This is a genomic window from Candidatus Cloacimonadota bacterium (assembly GCA_020532085.1).
Lineage (GTDB): Bacteria > Cloacimonadota > Cloacimonadia > Cloacimonadales > Cloacimonadaceae > Syntrophosphaera.
Map to the genome: position 1 here is coordinate 1 of JAJBAV010000019.1, position 15,372 is coordinate 15,372.

9 protein-coding genes are annotated in these 15,372 nt (G+C 60.3%); 4 read left to right on the top strand and 5 right to left on the bottom strand.

Annotated features, from left to right (window positions below):
• The first annotated feature begins 792 nt into the window (after window positions 1–792).
• On the top strand, window positions 793–2,148 hold the full coding sequence (locus tag LHW45_06310) for a DUF3987 domain-containing protein (GenBank protein MCB5285186.1): 1,356 nt from the start codon (window positions 793–795) through the stop codon (window positions 2,146–2,148).
• Window positions 2,149–5,508: 3,360 nt separating this feature from the next.
• On the opposite strand, the gene LHW45_06315 is transcribed toward LHW45_06310, so the two are convergent.
• From LHW45_06315 to phnE, 5 genes are all read right to left on the bottom strand, one after another.
• Window positions 5,509–5,961 (bottom strand): hypothetical protein, encoded by a 453-nt coding sequence (locus LHW45_06315; protein MCB5285187.1) that lies wholly within the window; start codon window positions 5,959–5,961, stop codon window positions 5,509–5,511.
• Between the two features lie 7 nt (window positions 5,962–5,968).
• Window positions 5,969–8,251 carry a hypothetical protein gene (locus tag LHW45_06320; protein MCB5285188.1) on the bottom strand — a complete coding sequence of 761 codons (2,283 nt, stop codon included), beginning with the start codon at window positions 8,249–8,251 and terminating at the stop codon, window positions 5,969–5,971.
• Window positions 8,252–8,538: 287 nt separating this feature from the next.
• Window positions 8,539–9,540 carry a serine/threonine protein kinase gene (locus tag LHW45_06325; protein ID MCB5285189.1) on the bottom strand — a complete coding sequence of 334 codons (1,002 nt, stop codon included), beginning with the start codon at window positions 9,538–9,540 and terminating at the stop codon, window positions 8,539–8,541.
• A gap of 20 nt (window positions 9,541–9,560) precedes the next feature.
• The gene (locus tag LHW45_06330) at window positions 9,561–10,862 is read right to left on the bottom strand and encodes a thymidine phosphorylase (GenBank protein MCB5285190.1); all 1,302 of its coding nucleotides are present in this window, start codon (window positions 10,860–10,862) and stop codon (window positions 9,561–9,563) included.
• 15 nt (window positions 10,863–10,877) lie between these two features.
• Entirely contained in the window at window positions 10,878–11,858 is a 981-nt protein-coding gene (gene phnE, locus LHW45_06335) for a phosphonate ABC transporter, permease protein PhnE (protein MCB5285191.1), read from the bottom strand.
• A 150-nt stretch (window positions 11,859–12,008) separates the two neighbouring features.
• Between phnE and LHW45_06340 the strand changes: the two genes are divergently transcribed.
• The 3 genes from LHW45_06340 (at window position 12,009) to LHW45_06350 (ending at window position 15,189) form a co-directional block, all read left to right on the top strand.
• The gene (locus LHW45_06340) at window positions 12,009–12,599 is read left to right on the top strand and encodes a hypothetical protein (protein ID MCB5285192.1); all 591 of its coding nucleotides are present in this window, start codon (window positions 12,009–12,011) and stop codon (window positions 12,597–12,599) included.
• A 53-nt stretch (window positions 12,600–12,652) separates the two neighbouring features.
• Entirely contained in the window at window positions 12,653–13,483 is an 831-nt protein-coding gene (locus tag LHW45_06345) for a succinylglutamate desuccinylase/aspartoacylase family protein (protein ID MCB5285193.1), read from the top strand.
• 278 nt (window positions 13,484–13,761) lie between these two features.
• Complete coding sequence (locus LHW45_06350) at window positions 13,762–15,189, top strand: T9SS type A sorting domain-containing protein (GenBank protein MCB5285194.1); 1,428 nt, start codon at window positions 13,762–13,764, stop codon at window positions 15,187–15,189.
• Window positions 15,190–15,372 lie beyond the last annotated feature (183 nt).

Here is a 15,372-nt window from a genome sequence, read left to right on the forward strand (position 1 = left end):
TCTCACTACCCCCGCCCTGTCATTCCGGGGAAGGGGCCCCGGAATCCAGTCATCATCTCACTACCCCCGCCCTGTCATTCCGGGGAAGGGGCCCCGGAATCCAGTCATCATCTCACTACCCCCGCCCTGTCATTCCGGGGAAGGGGCCCCGGAATCCAGACCATAACCGCCGCGCCCCAAACCTGCGCCCTGGAGTCCAGCGAGCCTGCGAGCATGGACTACAGGACCTCCCTCACCCCGCCCCGAAGCGTCATTCCGGAACGCAGTGATGACGTGGGTGTGGGTCTTGGATTCCGGGGCCCCAGGGGTTGAAACCCCTTCCCCGGAATGACAGCGCGGCGTAGCGCAGGATTCCGATCCTGCGAATGGCCCCGTAGCGCAGGATTCCGATCCTGCGAAAAACCCAAACTCAGCATTGGCATGCTGCGCCACGGCCCCGTCACCCCGTCACCCCGCCACCCCGCCAGCCTCTTAAACCCCTCTTTTATAAGCCTTTATTACCACCGCAAAATACGTCAGCCAAAGTCCATTTTTATGTTGACAGGATACCCCCTGCCGCTATTTTGGTCACGTAATTAACGCTCAGGAACTCAAAGCTTCAGCCAAGGGGGGCTTGACCGCTCCCAACCGTCTGTCCAGGGTCTGGAAACAGGGTCTGACTCCAGCGCTTGATCTCCCGGCATTTGGCCTTGAACCCATTCGCAATCAGGCCCCGGCGCCAGCCGGGATCACAACCCCGTCATACTTGCCATCCCCCCCGGGGGAAATAACGGAAAAGGAGGAAAATTCATTATGAACCAAGCCTTGCTGGAACTCTTTGGCAAACGTCCGTCTGTGCCGCTCAAGCTGGACAGCCTCCCCGATTTCATGCGCGAATACCTGGAGCTCGTCTCCCAGGGCACCGATTGCCGTCCCGGCATCCTGCTCACCGCCTGGCTGCCCTATCTGGCCGCCAATCTGGGCAACCGCGTCTATGCCGAGGTGGGCTCCCTGAGGATCTACCCGAACATCTGGGCCTGCGTGATCGGCCCCAGCTCGATCAGCCGCAAAACCACCGCCCTCCGCTATGCCGGCCTCACCCACAAGCCCTATCAGGACGAGCTGAGCAAATCCGACCCCGCCAGTTATGAACTGCTCACCCTCGTCCTCAACGGCACCACGGCCTCCAAACTGCTCTCGCTGATGCACCTGAACCCCTGCCGCCTTTTCGTGCACAACGAATTCTCGGGCTGGCTGGCCGACATGCAGCAGAGCTACAATAAGAACTACAAGCAGTCGCTCACCGAGATCTACGACGGCGTTACGCGCAACTACATGAACCAGGAACGCAGCGAACTGATCGAGGAGCCGGCCCTCAGCGTGATCGGCGCCTCCACCCAGGACTGGTTCTACGCTACCATCACGAACCGCGACCAGCTGGTCGGTTTCCTCCAGCGCATCCTTTACTGCGTGGTGCGCAAAGAGGACCTTACGCAGCTCGAACTCTCGTCCGCCAACCGCGCCAACAGCCTCGGGGAAAGCCTCGCCGCCTACGACGCCCGCTTCTACCGCGCCTGGCGCGCCCTGCCCGGAAGACACGAACTCAAGATGGACGCCGCGGCCGCCGACGCCCGCGACCAGTACTACGCCCAGGCCTATCACAAGATCAGCGCCTACAACTCCGACAACCTGATGAGCTACTTCACCCGGGTTTACGACGGCTACTTCTATAAATTCGCGCTTATCATCCACATGGCCAAATGCTGGCGCCAAGTGAACGAAGCCATCCGCCTCCACACCGAGGACGCCTGGTTCCGAAACACCCGGATCGAACTGGAAACCATCGTCGAAGCCGCCTACCTTTGCGACTTCTACATGGAACACATTTTCTCGATCCTGGACATCATGGACGAAAGGGACAGCCTGGCCACCGAACGCAAACTCGTGGACCTGCTGGTGAACCGCTTCGGCGGAAAAGCCACCCATTCAGAACTGATGAACGCCTCCCGCCAAAAAAAGCGCGACTTCAAGGACGCCACCGAATCGCTCATCGATCGCGGCGCCATCACGGTGGAAACCGGAGTGGCGGCCAATAACAAACCCACCCGGCTTTACCTGCTGGACCGGGATCTTCTGAGTTCCTGGAACAACAGGCCGGGTAAAAAGTAATCAAGAAAAGAGATACAGGGGGTGGCTCAGGCTACCCCCTTGTCTGTTTAGGCAGCTGATGTTCAACGGAGGGGGTCAAGCCCGCGGGGCGCGAGGTCGGGAGCTTACAGCTGCTCTCAAATGATCATAATTATCTCAGATTCTCAGGGCCCTGTAACTTGCCAACCCGCACTGCCAAAGGGTTTGGGGGTCAGATTCGCAAAATAACAGCACCCCCGCCCCCCTGGCGGCACGGGCACACCTGCTTGATGCAACCTGCATCAACACTGATGCTATCATCTAATGATATATACATATATACTAATATATTATTATATAATTTTATATTTATGTTATATTTATATCTATGGTATAAAGAGCATTCCCTTACCCTGCCTGGCCTCTCTTTCCACCGCTCCCGTACCTGGCCTGTTTCCTTCTTCCCGGTCCCGGTACCTGGCCTGTTTCCCTCCTCCGGGGGTGGGGGTGCTGTTATTTTGCGAATCTGACCCCCAAACCCTGAACTGATGCGGGTTGGCAAGTTACAGGGCCCTGAGAATCTGAGATAATTTGCGGTAATTTGATGGCGGAGGGCTATACCAATTTTTAGCCGGCGGTTGAAACCGCCGGAGATCGTATCCCCCTGGCCGCTGATACCGAGGAACGGTGGCTGAAGCCACCGCCTTCCGTCTCCTGTCCTGGCGGCTTTGGGCATCTTGGCGTTATAGCCGGCAGGCGTTCCCGGCGTTGTCAATTCAAACACCCACTGTGTGTCATTCCGGGGTGGGGGTTTTAACCCCCGGGGTCCCGGAATCCAGACCTTACGGGTAATGCCCTGTTGGCACATCCCCCACTCCGCCCCGAATTGTCATTCCGGGGTGGGGGTTTTAACCCCCGGGGTCCCGGAATCCAGCCATATCATCCACATAGCCCCGCCCTGTCATTCCGGGGTGGGGGTTTTAATCCCCGGGGTCCCGGAATCCAGACCTTACGGGTAATGCCCTCAGAGGGTGTCGATGCAGACCGCGTCTGGATCGACCCCGCCTTGACCCGGGACCGGGACTGGCTATTCCCGCCAAACCTGGATTCCGGGGCCCCGCGTGCTGGCGCACGCCTCCCCGGAATGACAGGCGTTTGGAACGGGGTGGGTGAGGGACAAGCCTTGGCGGAGGGGTAAACCGGTTTTAAACGGCGCGGGAATATCGGCGATGGCCTCAGCCACAATGCAGCCAGACCCCTCGCGCCAAGACGGAAGGCGGTGGCTTCAGCCACCGTACCCCAAAACACCGGAGCCAGAAAAAGACGATGTCCGGTCGGCTTCAGCCACCGGAGTTGGGACCGGCCTGACCTGGCAGCGGAAAACAGACCGGCGGTTGAAACCGCCGGAGATCGTATCTCCCTGGCCGCTGATACCCAGGAACGGTGGCTGAAGCCACCGCCTTCCGTCTCCTGTCCTGGCGGCTTTGGGCATCTTGGCGTTATAGCCGGCAGGCGTCCCCGGCGTTGTCAATTCAAGTACCCACTGTGTGTCATTCCGGGGTGGGGGTTTTAACCCCCGGGGCCCCGGAATCCAGCCATATCATCCACATAGCCCCGCCCAGTCATTCCGGGGTGGGGGCGTCAGCCCCCGGGGTCCCGGAATCCAGACGTTCAGGGTAATGCCCTGTTGGCACATCCCCCACTCCGCCCCGAATTGTCATTCCGGGGCGGGGGGTTTCAACCCCCGGGTCCCGGAATCCAGCCATATCATCCACATAGCCCCGCCCTGTCATTCCGGGGATTAAAACATGAAGGCCCGACCTCGTTGTCATTCCGGGGTGGGGGTTTAACACCCGGGGTCCCGGAATCCAGACCTTACGGGTAATGCCCTCAGAGGGTGTCGATGCAGACTGCGTCTGTATCGACCCCGCCTTGACCTGGGACCGGGACTGGCTATTCCCGCCAAACCTGGATTCCGGGGCCCCGCGTGCTGGCGCACGCCTCCCCGGAATGACAGGCGTTTGGAACGGGGTGGGTGAGGGACAAGCCTTGGCGGAGGGGTAAACCGGTTTTAAACGGCGCGGGAATATCGGCGATGGCCTCAGCCACAATGCAGCCAGACCCCTCGCGCCAAGACGGAAGGCGGTGGCTTCAGCCACCGTACCCCAAAACACCGGAGCCAGAAAAAGACGATGTCCGGTCGGCTTCAGCCACCGGAGTTGGGACCGGCCTGACCTGGCAGCGGAAAACAGACCGGCGGTTGAAACCGCCGGAGATCGTATCTCCCTGGCCGCTGATACCGAGGAACGGTGGCTGAAGCCACCGCCTTCCGTCTTGTCCCCGGGAAAACCGTTTCTCGAACCCCCCAGCTACCCCTTTCGCGAAGCTCCCGGAAAACCGTTTCTCGAACCCCCGGGAAAACAGGTACGCGAAGCTCCCGGAAAACCGTTTCGCGAAGCTCCCGGAAAACCCCGGATCCGCCCCAAGCCTCATCCCCTTCACATCCCATTTACTTCCCGTTTACTTCCCGTTGGCTGGGCGGGAACTCAGGGGGAGGTGAACAGGAAGCTGGCAGGTTGGGCCTCGGGGCCAGGCAGACGGGGGTGGCGGACGTTTGCGCTGACCGCAAAAATGGAGTGGCAGGCCTCCCCGCCATTTATCCCGCCAACTCCGCCCCGCCATTCACCCCACCAACTCCGCCCCGCCATTTATCCCACCCGCCCCGTCCCAGCCTGTCATTCCGGGGTGGGGGTTTTAACCCCCGGGGTCCCGGAATCCAGACCTTACGGGTAATGCCCTGTTGGCACATCCCCCACTCCGCCCCGAATTGTCATTCCGGGGAGGGGGTTTCAACCCCCAGGGTCCCGGAATCCAGACCTTACGAGTAATGCCCTCAGAGGGTGTCGATGCAGACTGCGTCTGTATCGACCCCGCCTTGACCTGGGACCGGGACTGGCTATTCCCGCCAAGTCTGGATTCGATTCACCCCACCGGCCAACAAGTTGTCCGGCGAGGACCCCGACGGACCTCCGGCGCTGAAGCACCTGCGTCCGGAATGACGTGCGTTCGGGGCGGGGGGTGGTGGATGGTTTCTGGATTCCGGGGTCAAGCCCGGAATGACGTGCGTTCGGGGCGGGGTGGTGGATGGTTTCTTGATTCCGGGTCAAGCCCGGAATGACGTGGGTTTGGGGCGGAAAGGTTGCAGGTTCTGCTGGAGTCGATGCCCGTGACTCGCTCGACTCCAGCGTGGAGGGGCTATTCCCGCCCACACGATTTGCAAGAGATTCCAAAAAAAACGGGCGGACCGAAGGTGATCCGCCCGCCATCGTTTTTCTTTCCGGAGGCCGCCCCAGCTTTGGGCCAGGCGTGGTTGGCGGCGGTCCCGGAGCCAAATTCAGGTTTTCAGGGTTCCAGCAGTTCCCCCATTTTGCTCAGTTCCTCCGCCGCGGCGTTGTTCAGCAGGGCGGGGGTGCCGTAGGTGTTGGTTCCGTAGAGGATGAGGGCGCTGGCCCCGTCGGAGGCGTATTCGCCTTTGAGGGGGATCAGCACGCGCTCGAGGCGGTCTTTGGCGCCGAAGGGCAGGGTCACGGTCAGGGTGTCCGGCCAGATGATCTCGAGGGCTGTACCTGAGGCCTTCAGAGAGTCGATGAGGTCGGGGCTGACGATCAGCCGCGCTTCGTCGTCGGCGGTTTGCAGCAGTTTGAGGGCGCTTTGGGCCAGGGAGTCCGCCTGTTCGCAGGGCCGGGCTTCGCCGTCGCTCCAGAGCAGGGCTTTGATGCCCGGCTCATCGGTGGTGGCGATGCAGCAGCCCGTTAGCAGGGCGATCAATCCGACCACGGCCATGAGGCGTTTCACGCGATCCTCAATAGATGGTGATCTCGTCCAGGAGGGCGGCGGAGTCGTAGATGCTGTCGCCCACGTCGCCGATGGCAATTCTGAGGCGCACCACCTGGCCGCGGTAGGCGCTGATGTCGGCCAGGAAAGTTCTCCAGCCGGTCATGTAGCAGCCGCCCTGGTCGAAGGAGATGGGCGGGGTGCAGCTGGTGAGCCCGTAGTCCACGAAGGAATCGGTGCTTTCATAGAAGAGGACGTGTTCCACCCCGAGGCTGTCGGTGAGCGTGAAGGTGAGGTAGTCCTGATACACGGAGCCCACCCATTCCATGAATTCCTCGGAGATGTAGTTCCACTTGATGCTGAGGTTGGTAACGGAATCGGGGACCTTGAAGGGCTGGGAGATGGAGCCGCTGCTGGTGGTGTAGCCGAGGCCGGTGGAGATGATGCCCATGTAGGATCCCTGAGGTGGCGCCTGGTCTCCCAAAACGGTGATCACGCGGCCGTCGCCGTCGCGGAACCAGCCGTTGAGGTTGCCCATTTCGAAGTCGCCGTTGATGAGGTCGTAGGAATAGTGGAGTTCGTTGGTGGTGGAGTTCATGGTGAAGGTGGCGTGGTGGCTGATGGGGTCGGTTTGACCGGCAACGAAGGCCTGGCCGTTGTTTTTGAGGTCCACGGCCATTTTCTGGAAGATCTCGTCGGTTTTGGCCTTGCAGAAGCTGGTGGAGACGATCTTGCTAAAGCCGAAATAGGCCTTGGCGCCTTTGCCCAGGAAAGCTGTGGAGAGGTTGGCGGTTTTGGAGCTTTCGCAGGAGCCGTTGAAGATCAGGCTGTTCGGCATGGTGCCGGCCAGGGAGGCGATGTAGGCGCTGCGGACGCTGAAGACGGTGCCCTTTTGAACAAAGCCGCCCACGTTGGAGTAGGTGACGTTTTGAAAATAGCCGATCTCGTCGTTGAGGATCTGGAGGATGTAGTCCCAGATGTTGTCGTCGGTCATCAGTTCGCCGGTGAGGATGTGTTCGCCGCCGGAGCCGTGGGTGTCGAAGATCACGGTGCCGAATTCGGCGAGGTTGGTAAGGGAGGCGATGGTGCATTGCTGGTTGGTGAGGGAAACGACGTTGAGGCCGAGGTCGCTGTCGGCAAAGATGGTTTCCAGGCTGGGGCGCATGTCGATGCCGAAGGCGTTTTCAAAGGGGGCCCAGATCAGCACATCCTTGTCCTGAATGGCGTTGGGGTCCAGTTCTTTGGCCCTGTTCCAGTTCAGGTTGGCGATGGCGCCCTCGAGGGTGTTTTGCCCTCTGGTCTGTTTGCGCAGGGGGATGTTGGCGTTGGCGCGCGTGGGGGTGGCGGAGCCGCCCTTGGTGGTGATGAAGCCGTCCTCGTCGGTTTCGGAGAAGATCACGCCGCCCTTGATCCCGGTGTCGTAGGTCACCTCGAGGTAGCCGTCCACCATTTCCGCCTTGGTCACTCCAGGTTGGTCTTCAAACCAGGTTTTCAGCTCCTGGGCGCCTTCCTCGAGGGTGTTGGCGTCGGTGGCGTTGAGCGCGGCGGCGATGCCTTCATGGTTGTTTACCATCTGGTCCATCTGGGTCTCGGTGATCTCTTCATGCACGGAAACCATGTACAGGGGCGAATAGTTCGCCACCTTGGCGTCGGAATAGGCCACGATGCGGTAATAGCGGTCTCCGGGAAGGTCTTCGATGATGCCGGGATAACCGGACCAGACGCCGTCGCCGAGGATCTCGTCGTGATGGTCGTAGAGGTTGCCGTCGTCATAGATCTGGCCGATCTCTTCGATCACGGCGAAGGTGGAATCCACCCGGGCCACCTTGGCCTCGGTGATCCCGCGGGTGGTGGCGGCCAGGCTTTGGCGCACCACGGTGTAGCCGGTCTGGCCGGCGAAAAAGCTGCTCTGGCTGAAGTAGGGATGGCCGGTGAACTCGACGTCCGTGTTCCGGGTGACGATGAAGGTGGCGGTGCCGGAGTTGCCCTTCTTGTCCTTGGCCTCGCAGACGATGATGTTGTCGCCCATGGCCAGGGCGATATCGGTCAGGCTCCAGCTGGTGGTTCCGGTGGCCGCCACGGGAGCCGCGTCGTTGACCTTGATGGTGACGGATTTGATCTCTTTGTTGTCAAAAGCCGTTCCGGCCAGGTCGAGCGTGGCCTGGGTGGTGGCATAGGAAAAGTAGTTGGTGGGGGATGAGATCTGTATGACCGGGTTTTCGTCATCCTTGGGCAGGAGCCAGGCGCAGGCCCCCAGCAAAAACAGCAAACCGATCAACAGGACTGGCGCCAGTCTTGTCAAGCTTTTCATAAGTTCCTCCTTCAAGGACGCATAATGTTTGGCGATGATCCTCCCCCGCGCTGGCGGTGGGCGAACCCTTTTTGCGCAGAATATTCACCAACAAATAGCTGTCAAGTGAAAAATCGCGGGTTATCGCGGGAGCGTGCTTGTTTGAGGTCTCAGCATTAGGGTACGATGGGCCGGAGCTTTGGCCTCAATTCCTTTTCAGACAAAGGTTTGGGGTGGACGTGGCCTGGGCTTCGCTGAGGAAAAATTTCCACAGGGGGATTGACGGATAAAGCTGCCGTATTGCTGGATCAGGGAAAGACCAAGGATTTGACGATCAGCATGATCACAAGGCCGATCAGGATAACCAGGAGGAAGGTTCCGCAACTGGCCCAGAATCCTGTGGGTTTGTCTGCGGTCACATGTTCCTCATCCTGGTCGGAGTCGTTTTCCTCCCCGCCGCCATTTGGCCCGGAGTAGTCCTCGTAATCCGCATCGCCGGTGAAAAGTTCTTCAAAGCTGGAAGGCCGGTCACCCCGGTCTTTGGCTGTCATCCACCCCACCAGGTCCACGATGTCGCCCGAGATGTGGGGATAGATCGCGCGGGGATCGGGAATGGGTTCGTTCACGATCTTGGTTTGCACGACGAAATCGCTGTCGGTGTCGGAGGAGAAGGGCAATTGGCCGCTGAGCATCTCGTAGAGGACCACACCGGTGGAGTAGATGTCGGAGCGGCGATCGATGTCCTTTTCGGCGCGGACCTGTTCCGGGCTCATGTAATAGATGGTCCCCATCCGTGTTCCGGTGCGGGTGAGGTGACCTTCTCCCAGCAGCCGCGCGATCCCGAAATCCATCACTTTCACGGCATCGTTGCGCTCGGGATCCACCATCACGTTGGAGGGCTTTACATCACGGTGGATGATACCTCCGGCATGGGCATGGGCGAGGGCGTCGGCCAGCTGTTCAAAGATGCGCAGGGAGCGCCTTTCGGGGATGGGCCCGGTTCGGTTGATCAGCTCGCGGAGCGTGATGCCCCTGGCGTACTCCAGCACCATGAAATAGTTACCCGCCTCTTCAAAGAAGGCGTAGAGGCTGACGATGTTCGAGTGGGTGAGTTTGGCCTGGATCCGGGCTTCAGTGCGGAAGCGTTCGGCAAACTGGGGGTCTGCGGTGAGCTGGGGATTGAGGCATTTGATGGCCACTTCGCGGTCCAGATGGATGTCCCGGGCCAGCCAAACCTCGCCCATCCCGCCTTCGCCAAGTTGGCTGATGATCTCGTAGTTGTGAAGTGTGTAGCCTGGTTTGAGTTGCATAGTTGCTCCTTGATATATGCTCAGATGCTGTCGAGGATCAGGTCTTCCCTGGGCACGGATTCGGGGCTGAGAGTGTAAGCCGCGCGGATGAGGCGGGCGACTTCTTCAGCCTGGGCGGGGTCGTTGGCATGGACCTCGCCGAGGGGTTCGCCGGCTTCCAGGAAATCGCCGACCTTGGGGATGAGCAGGGCTCCGGCGCCGTAGTCCAGGGTGTCGGTCAGCTTCATCCGGCCGGCTTTGATCCGCACCAGGGCGTAGCCGATGGCGCGGGCGTCGATGGCTTGCACCCAGCCGGCGGTTTCGGCCAGGATGGGGATTTTCACGGAACTGGTTCCCAGCAGGCTGTAATCCTCCAGCGCGCGGGGATCGCCGCCCTGGGCGATGATGATCTCCTCCAGCTTGGCCAGGGCCCGGCCGCCGGACACGGCAGCCTTGATCATCTCCACGGCCTGGGTTTCGCTTTGGGCCAGGCCTCCGCTCAGCAGCAGGCGGGAGGTGAGTTCGGTGGTGAGGGTGCAGGTGTCGGCCAGGGGATTGCCCTTCAGGTATTCGATCGCCTCCACCATCTCCAAGGCGTTGCCCACAGCCAGACCGAGGGGGGAGTTCATATTGGAAAAGACCACCCGGACCTTCTGGCCGAAGCTGGCGCCGGTGGAGACAAGCAGTTCCGCCAGTTCGCGGGCCCTGTCCAGATCGGGCATGAAGGCGCCGCTGCCGATCTTGAGGTCGATCACGAGGTGTTCGGCGCCCTCGGCGATCTTTTTGCTCATGATGCTGGCAGTGATGAGGCCGGGGCTTTCCACGGTGGCGGTCACGTCGCGCAGGGAGTAGATCCGCTTGTCGGCGGGCACCAGTTCCTCGGACTGGCCCACGAGGGCGCAGCCGTGTTTTTCCACCAGGGCCTTGAATTCGTCCGGGCCGTATTGGGTGCGGAATCCGGGGATGGATTCCAGCTTGTCCAGGGTTCCGCCGGTGTGGCCGAGGCCGCGTCCGGAGATCATCGGCACGCTGAGGCCCAGGGAAGCCGCGATGGGGGCGAGCATGAGGCTGATCTTGTCGCCCACGCCGCCGGTGGAATGTTTGTCCGCGACGATCAGTTCCGCGGGAAAAGCGATGGTCTGGCCGCTGCGGATGTAGCTTTGGGTGAGGGCGGCGATCTCTTCCGGGTTCAGGCCTTGGAAAAATATGGCCATCAGCAGGGCGCTCATCTGGTATTCGGGGATGGAGCCCTCCAGAAAACCGGTGATGAAGGCGGCAATATCAGCTGGGGAAAGGGTTTTGCCTTCGCGCTTGGCGAGGATGAGTTCCACGGGATTCTGCATGAATGTGTTCCTTTTTTAGGTGGAGACCAGTTTTTCGCGGATGTAGCCGCTGAAGATGTCCATCACCCAGACCACGATGGCGATCAGCCACATGATGAGGCCCACGTTCCGCCAGGCCAGCATTTGCTGCTGCTGGTTGAGGGCGAGGCCGATCCCGCCGCCGCCCACGAAACCGACGATGGTGGCCATGCGCACATTGATGTCCCAGCGGTAGATGGTGAAAGCCAGGTAGGGGGCCAGGATCTGGGGGGTGACGGCATAGCGCCAGACCTGGAGGGTGGAGGCGCCGGTGGCCTTGATGGCCTCCACGGGGCCGGGATCGATGTTTTCGATCTGTTCGGAATAGAGCTTCACCAGCGCGGCGATGGAATGGATCCACAGCGCCAGCATGCCGGCAAAGGGCCCGATCCCCACCCAGACGCAGAAGATGATGGCCCAAACGATGGCCTCGATGGAGCGGAAAATGGTGGAAACGGTGCGGATCACGACGTAGGCGATCTTGCCCTGGGTGGAGCCGTACATGAGGTTCTTGGCGGCGAAAAAGCTGAGCAGAAAGGCGAAGGGAATGGCGAAAACCGTGGCCAGCAAAGCCAGATAGATGGTTTCCATGAGGGCGGCAAGCATCGGCATCAGTTCCCGCAGATTGGGGTTGAAGATGCCCTTGATGATGTTCTGGGCGTTGCCCGCCTGGGTGAGGAAAGCCAGCGGCTTCACCTCCACGATCACCCAGCCCACCACGAAACTGATCAGGACGGCCAGGCCCAGCTCCGCTTGCCAAAGCTGGAACCGGGGCTTTTCCCCGGAAACGGCCACCAGCCGGCCCAAGCTTCCGGGCATTGATCCTGCCAGCAGAGCAAAGGCCACCGGCAGGCACAGCAACAGCCAGGCCGGGGCAGGCGTGGAATAGGCCCCCAAACGGAACAGCAGCCAGGCCAGGCAGCCCAGGATGTAGAGCCAGAGCAGATATTCGATCGCGCTTGCTTTGAGATACTTCATGGAGTGGTACGCTGAAAAAGGGGGCGGAAAAGTCAAGCAGTTTTTGTTCCGCCGCCCGTGAACCGGCGGCGCGCAAAAAAAGATTGACACAAAGCCAAGCCTCGCGAGCATCGCCACCTTGGCAGATATCTTCTCAGGCAAGGAGAAAGCATGGAAAAGCAAAACCATCAACAGTCCGGCTCAACGGTGCTTCTGGTGGCGATCCTGGTGGCCCTGATCATCCTGATCGGACTGGCTGTGTTCTTCATTTTGAAGCAGAACAAGGAAAAGACGGCGCCCCCGCCGGCGGTGGCGGCGGCACCTGCCAGCCGGGAGATCAGCACTCCCCAGGGCTCGGCCGAACCGATCAACGCCCAGACGGAGATTGACGAGGGCGAGATCAGGAACTTTCTGGACCGCTGGGTTACCGCTTGGTCCAACAAGGACATCAGCACCTACAGCTCCATGTACGATCCGGACAAGTTTGTGGGCTACAGCGTTTCCTCGAAGAAAGCCCGCCGGGAACTCCGCTACGAAGAGTGGATGGATGACAAGTACCAAAAATTCTATGAGGCAGGCTACATCAGCATCGAACTGGAAAACATCATCATCAAATACATGGGCAACAATACGGTGGAAGTGAAATTCGACCAATATTACTACACCGAGGGATACCAGGACCAGGGCAAAAAGATCCTGCGCCTGGTGACATCGAACTACGGCTGGCGGATCATCTTTGAAGACTTCCAGCTCTACAACTGAGCACGGTTTCGGAGGAAGAGGTTTTCCCAAAAAGCGGGGTTCGGGGTCCAGAAATGAATAGGAGCGCGGCAAACCTCATTCGGCTGGGCACGGCCCTGCTGGTGCTGGCGCTGGGGGCATGTTCCTGCCGGGCCAGGCTGGACCAGGCGTCCCTTGAAACCGGCCCGGCGGAGGCCTCCGAACAGCCGGCGAAGCAAACCGGAACTGAAGCTTCCGCGCCCACCCCAGGCGCGCCCTTTCTCGAACCCGGAAAATCCTTCCAGGGCAGGGAGATAACCGTGCACCGCTTCGCGGGCAGCGGGTCCAGGAAGATCCTCATCGTGGGCGGCATTCACGGCAACGAACCGGAAAGCGAGATCTTCGCCAGCGCTCTGGTGCAGCATCTGCGCGGTTTGGAGCCCGGCAGCCTCAGCAAAAGCCTGGTCGTGGTGCCGCTGCTCAATCCGGACGGCAGGATCGCCAATACCCGCAAGAACGCCCGCGGCGTCGATCCCAACCGCAATTTCCCCACCCGGGACTTCAGCGTGGGTGACCCCAGGCACAAGTATTACGGCGGCGCGCAGGCGGGCTCGGAGCCCGAGACGCAATTCCTGATCGCCTTGATGGAGCGCGAAAAACCGGAGCTGCTGGTGATGCTGCACACCCCCTACGACTTCATCAACAGCGACGGCGACACCCAGGGCCTGGGGCCCGGCCTGGCCAAAACCCTGGGCATGGAGTACCACGCCTCGATGGATTATCCCACCCCCGGCTCCGTTGGCACCTACTTTGGCAAGGAACGCGGCGTGCCGGTGATCACGGTGGAGTTTCCGTCCCGGGCGGACGTCTGGGCCAGATACGGGGAAAAAATGCTGAAGTTCTTGCTGGAGGCAGGAGGGGACTGAGCAGCGACCAAAGCCGCGACACCCACCATTGTTGGACGGGTGTCATTCCAGGGTGGGGTCTTGTTTGACTATTCCCGCCAGGCCTGGATTCCGGGGCCCCTTCCCCGGAATGACAGAAAGGTGGGGTTTTGTTTGACTATTCCCGCCAGGCTTGGATTCCATCTCTTCGCGCCGAAAGCGCTCCGTTCCGGAATGACAAAATGAAAAATTCCTTGCCAAGATCGGCAGGGATGATAAATGTGGTTTTTAGCCTTAAATTCCCACAAGGAGAAACGATAATGAAAACCAAGCTTTCGCTTTGCAAGCGGCTGGCCGGCACCCTGATGCTGGTGCTGATGGCCGGATTGCTTTCCGCGCAAACCCCTTTGTTTACTTTTAACGTGGATGACCTCGAAGCCACCGAACGCAACACGGTCTGGCTCTTCGATTTTGACAGCCCTTCCTTTCCCACCCATGACGGGGACTGGTACAGCTTCGGCGACACCCCGCTATATCTCGCTTATCCCTTTTTGCACTACTACGCCGAGGACATCGTGCGCATGGGCAATCCCACCAACGAAGGCGGGCTGACCGTGATCACCTGCGGCCAGGAAAGCATTCCCTTCACCGACGACCCCAGCCAGATCGGCATCACCTTCTCACCTTTTGGGCTCATCGATCTGGACCAGGTGAATCTGGTGAATCCGGGCAATCCCTGGCAAACCCCGGGCGAATCTGGAGACATCCGCACCTATTCCGGCTCCAGCGGCTACATCACTTTTGGAGGTGAAAACAAACTCCGCATCCTGGATCTGGAATATGTGATCACCACCCCCTATCCCACCGGACAGGAAATCCACGACTTCATTCAAACCCTTCCCTACTCCCTGCCCTACGGCTGGGGCACAACCGAAAATATCGGTCCCGGGATCTTTTACGGCCAGACCGGCTACGGCACCGGAATTGTGGATGTGTTCAACAGCGATCCCGCCTGGGCGGCGCTGTTCGAGGACGTGGGCCATGTGGTCACCATCGAGATGCGGAACATCGTTTCCCGCACCACCCTGAACTCCACCTACCACGATTTTGACATGCTGCTCTATGCCGGCACCGAGCCCAACGTCCCCGTGGTGTTGAGCGGCTTCACCGCCGCGGTCAACGCCGCCAACCAGCCGGTGTTGAACTGGAACACCGCCTCCGAGAACGACCTGGTCGGCTTCCGGGTGCTGGGCTCCACCGCTTCGGCCATGGCTGACGCCATCAACCTCACCCCAGTCCTGATCCCGGCCCAAAACTGCAGCTGCGGCGCTGACTACAGCTTCACCGCCTGGGAATTTGACACTCCCGGCACCTACTGGTTCTGGCTGGAAAGCCTGGACATGGTGGGGACAAGCGACTTCTTCGGCCCCGTCTCCGTGACCGTTGGCGCCACCCAGACCCCCGCCCTGCCGGAGCGCAGCAGCCTGGGCAGCGTCTATCCCAACCCCTTCGCCGGCGGCGCCACGGCCAGCATCCCCGTCGAGATCAAAGCCGGCGACAGCGGCGAGCTAAGCATCTACAACCTCTCCGGCCAGCGCGTGGCCTCCTTCCCAGTGCAGCAGGGCAGCCAAACCCTCTCCTGGAATGGCCTGGACCTCAGCGGCAAAGCCTGCGCCAGCGGCATCTATTTCTACCGCCTGAGCGCCGGCAATCACCAGGAAACCAAAAAACTCATCATCCTTAAATAATACCGTCTTCCATTCAGATAGAAGGACCCGGCCCCAGCGGCCGGGTTTTTTCCTGCCATGAAAAAAGCCTCTCTTTCAAACTGGGTGGGTAAAGCTCGGAAGGTCGACGTCCCCGTCGACCAAAAGCCCCAGGGCTTTGCTACCTCCTACGAACCAACTGCCTGGAGAAAGCCAGCTCCTGCG

Bases quoted from the DNA above. Each gene is read 5' to 3' on its own strand.
- LHW45_06310 (MCB5285186.1), top strand. From the start codon at position 793: ATGAACCAAGCCTTGCTGGAACTCTTTGGCAAACGTCCGTCTGTGCCG.
- LHW45_06320 (MCB5285188.1), bottom strand. From the start codon at position 8,251: ATGAAAAGCTTGACAAGACTGGCGCCAGTCCTGTTGATCGGTTTGCTG.
- LHW45_06325 (MCB5285189.1), bottom strand. From the start codon at position 9,540: ATGCAACTCAAACCAGGCTACACACTTCACAACTACGAGATCATCAGC.
- LHW45_06330 (MCB5285190.1), bottom strand. From the start codon at position 10,862: ATGCAGAATCCCGTGGAACTCATCCTCGCCAAGCGCGAAGGCAAAACC.
- phnE (MCB5285191.1), bottom strand. From the start codon at position 11,858: ATGAAGTATCTCAAAGCAAGCGCGATCGAATATCTGCTCTGGCTCTAC.
- LHW45_06340 (MCB5285192.1), top strand. From the start codon at position 12,009: ATGGAAAAGCAAAACCATCAACAGTCCGGCTCAACGGTGCTTCTGGTG.
- LHW45_06345 (MCB5285193.1), top strand. From the start codon at position 12,653: ATGAATAGGAGCGCGGCAAACCTCATTCGGCTGGGCACGGCCCTGCTG.
- LHW45_06350 (MCB5285194.1), top strand. From the start codon at position 13,762: ATGAAAACCAAGCTTTCGCTTTGCAAGCGGCTGGCCGGCACCCTGATG.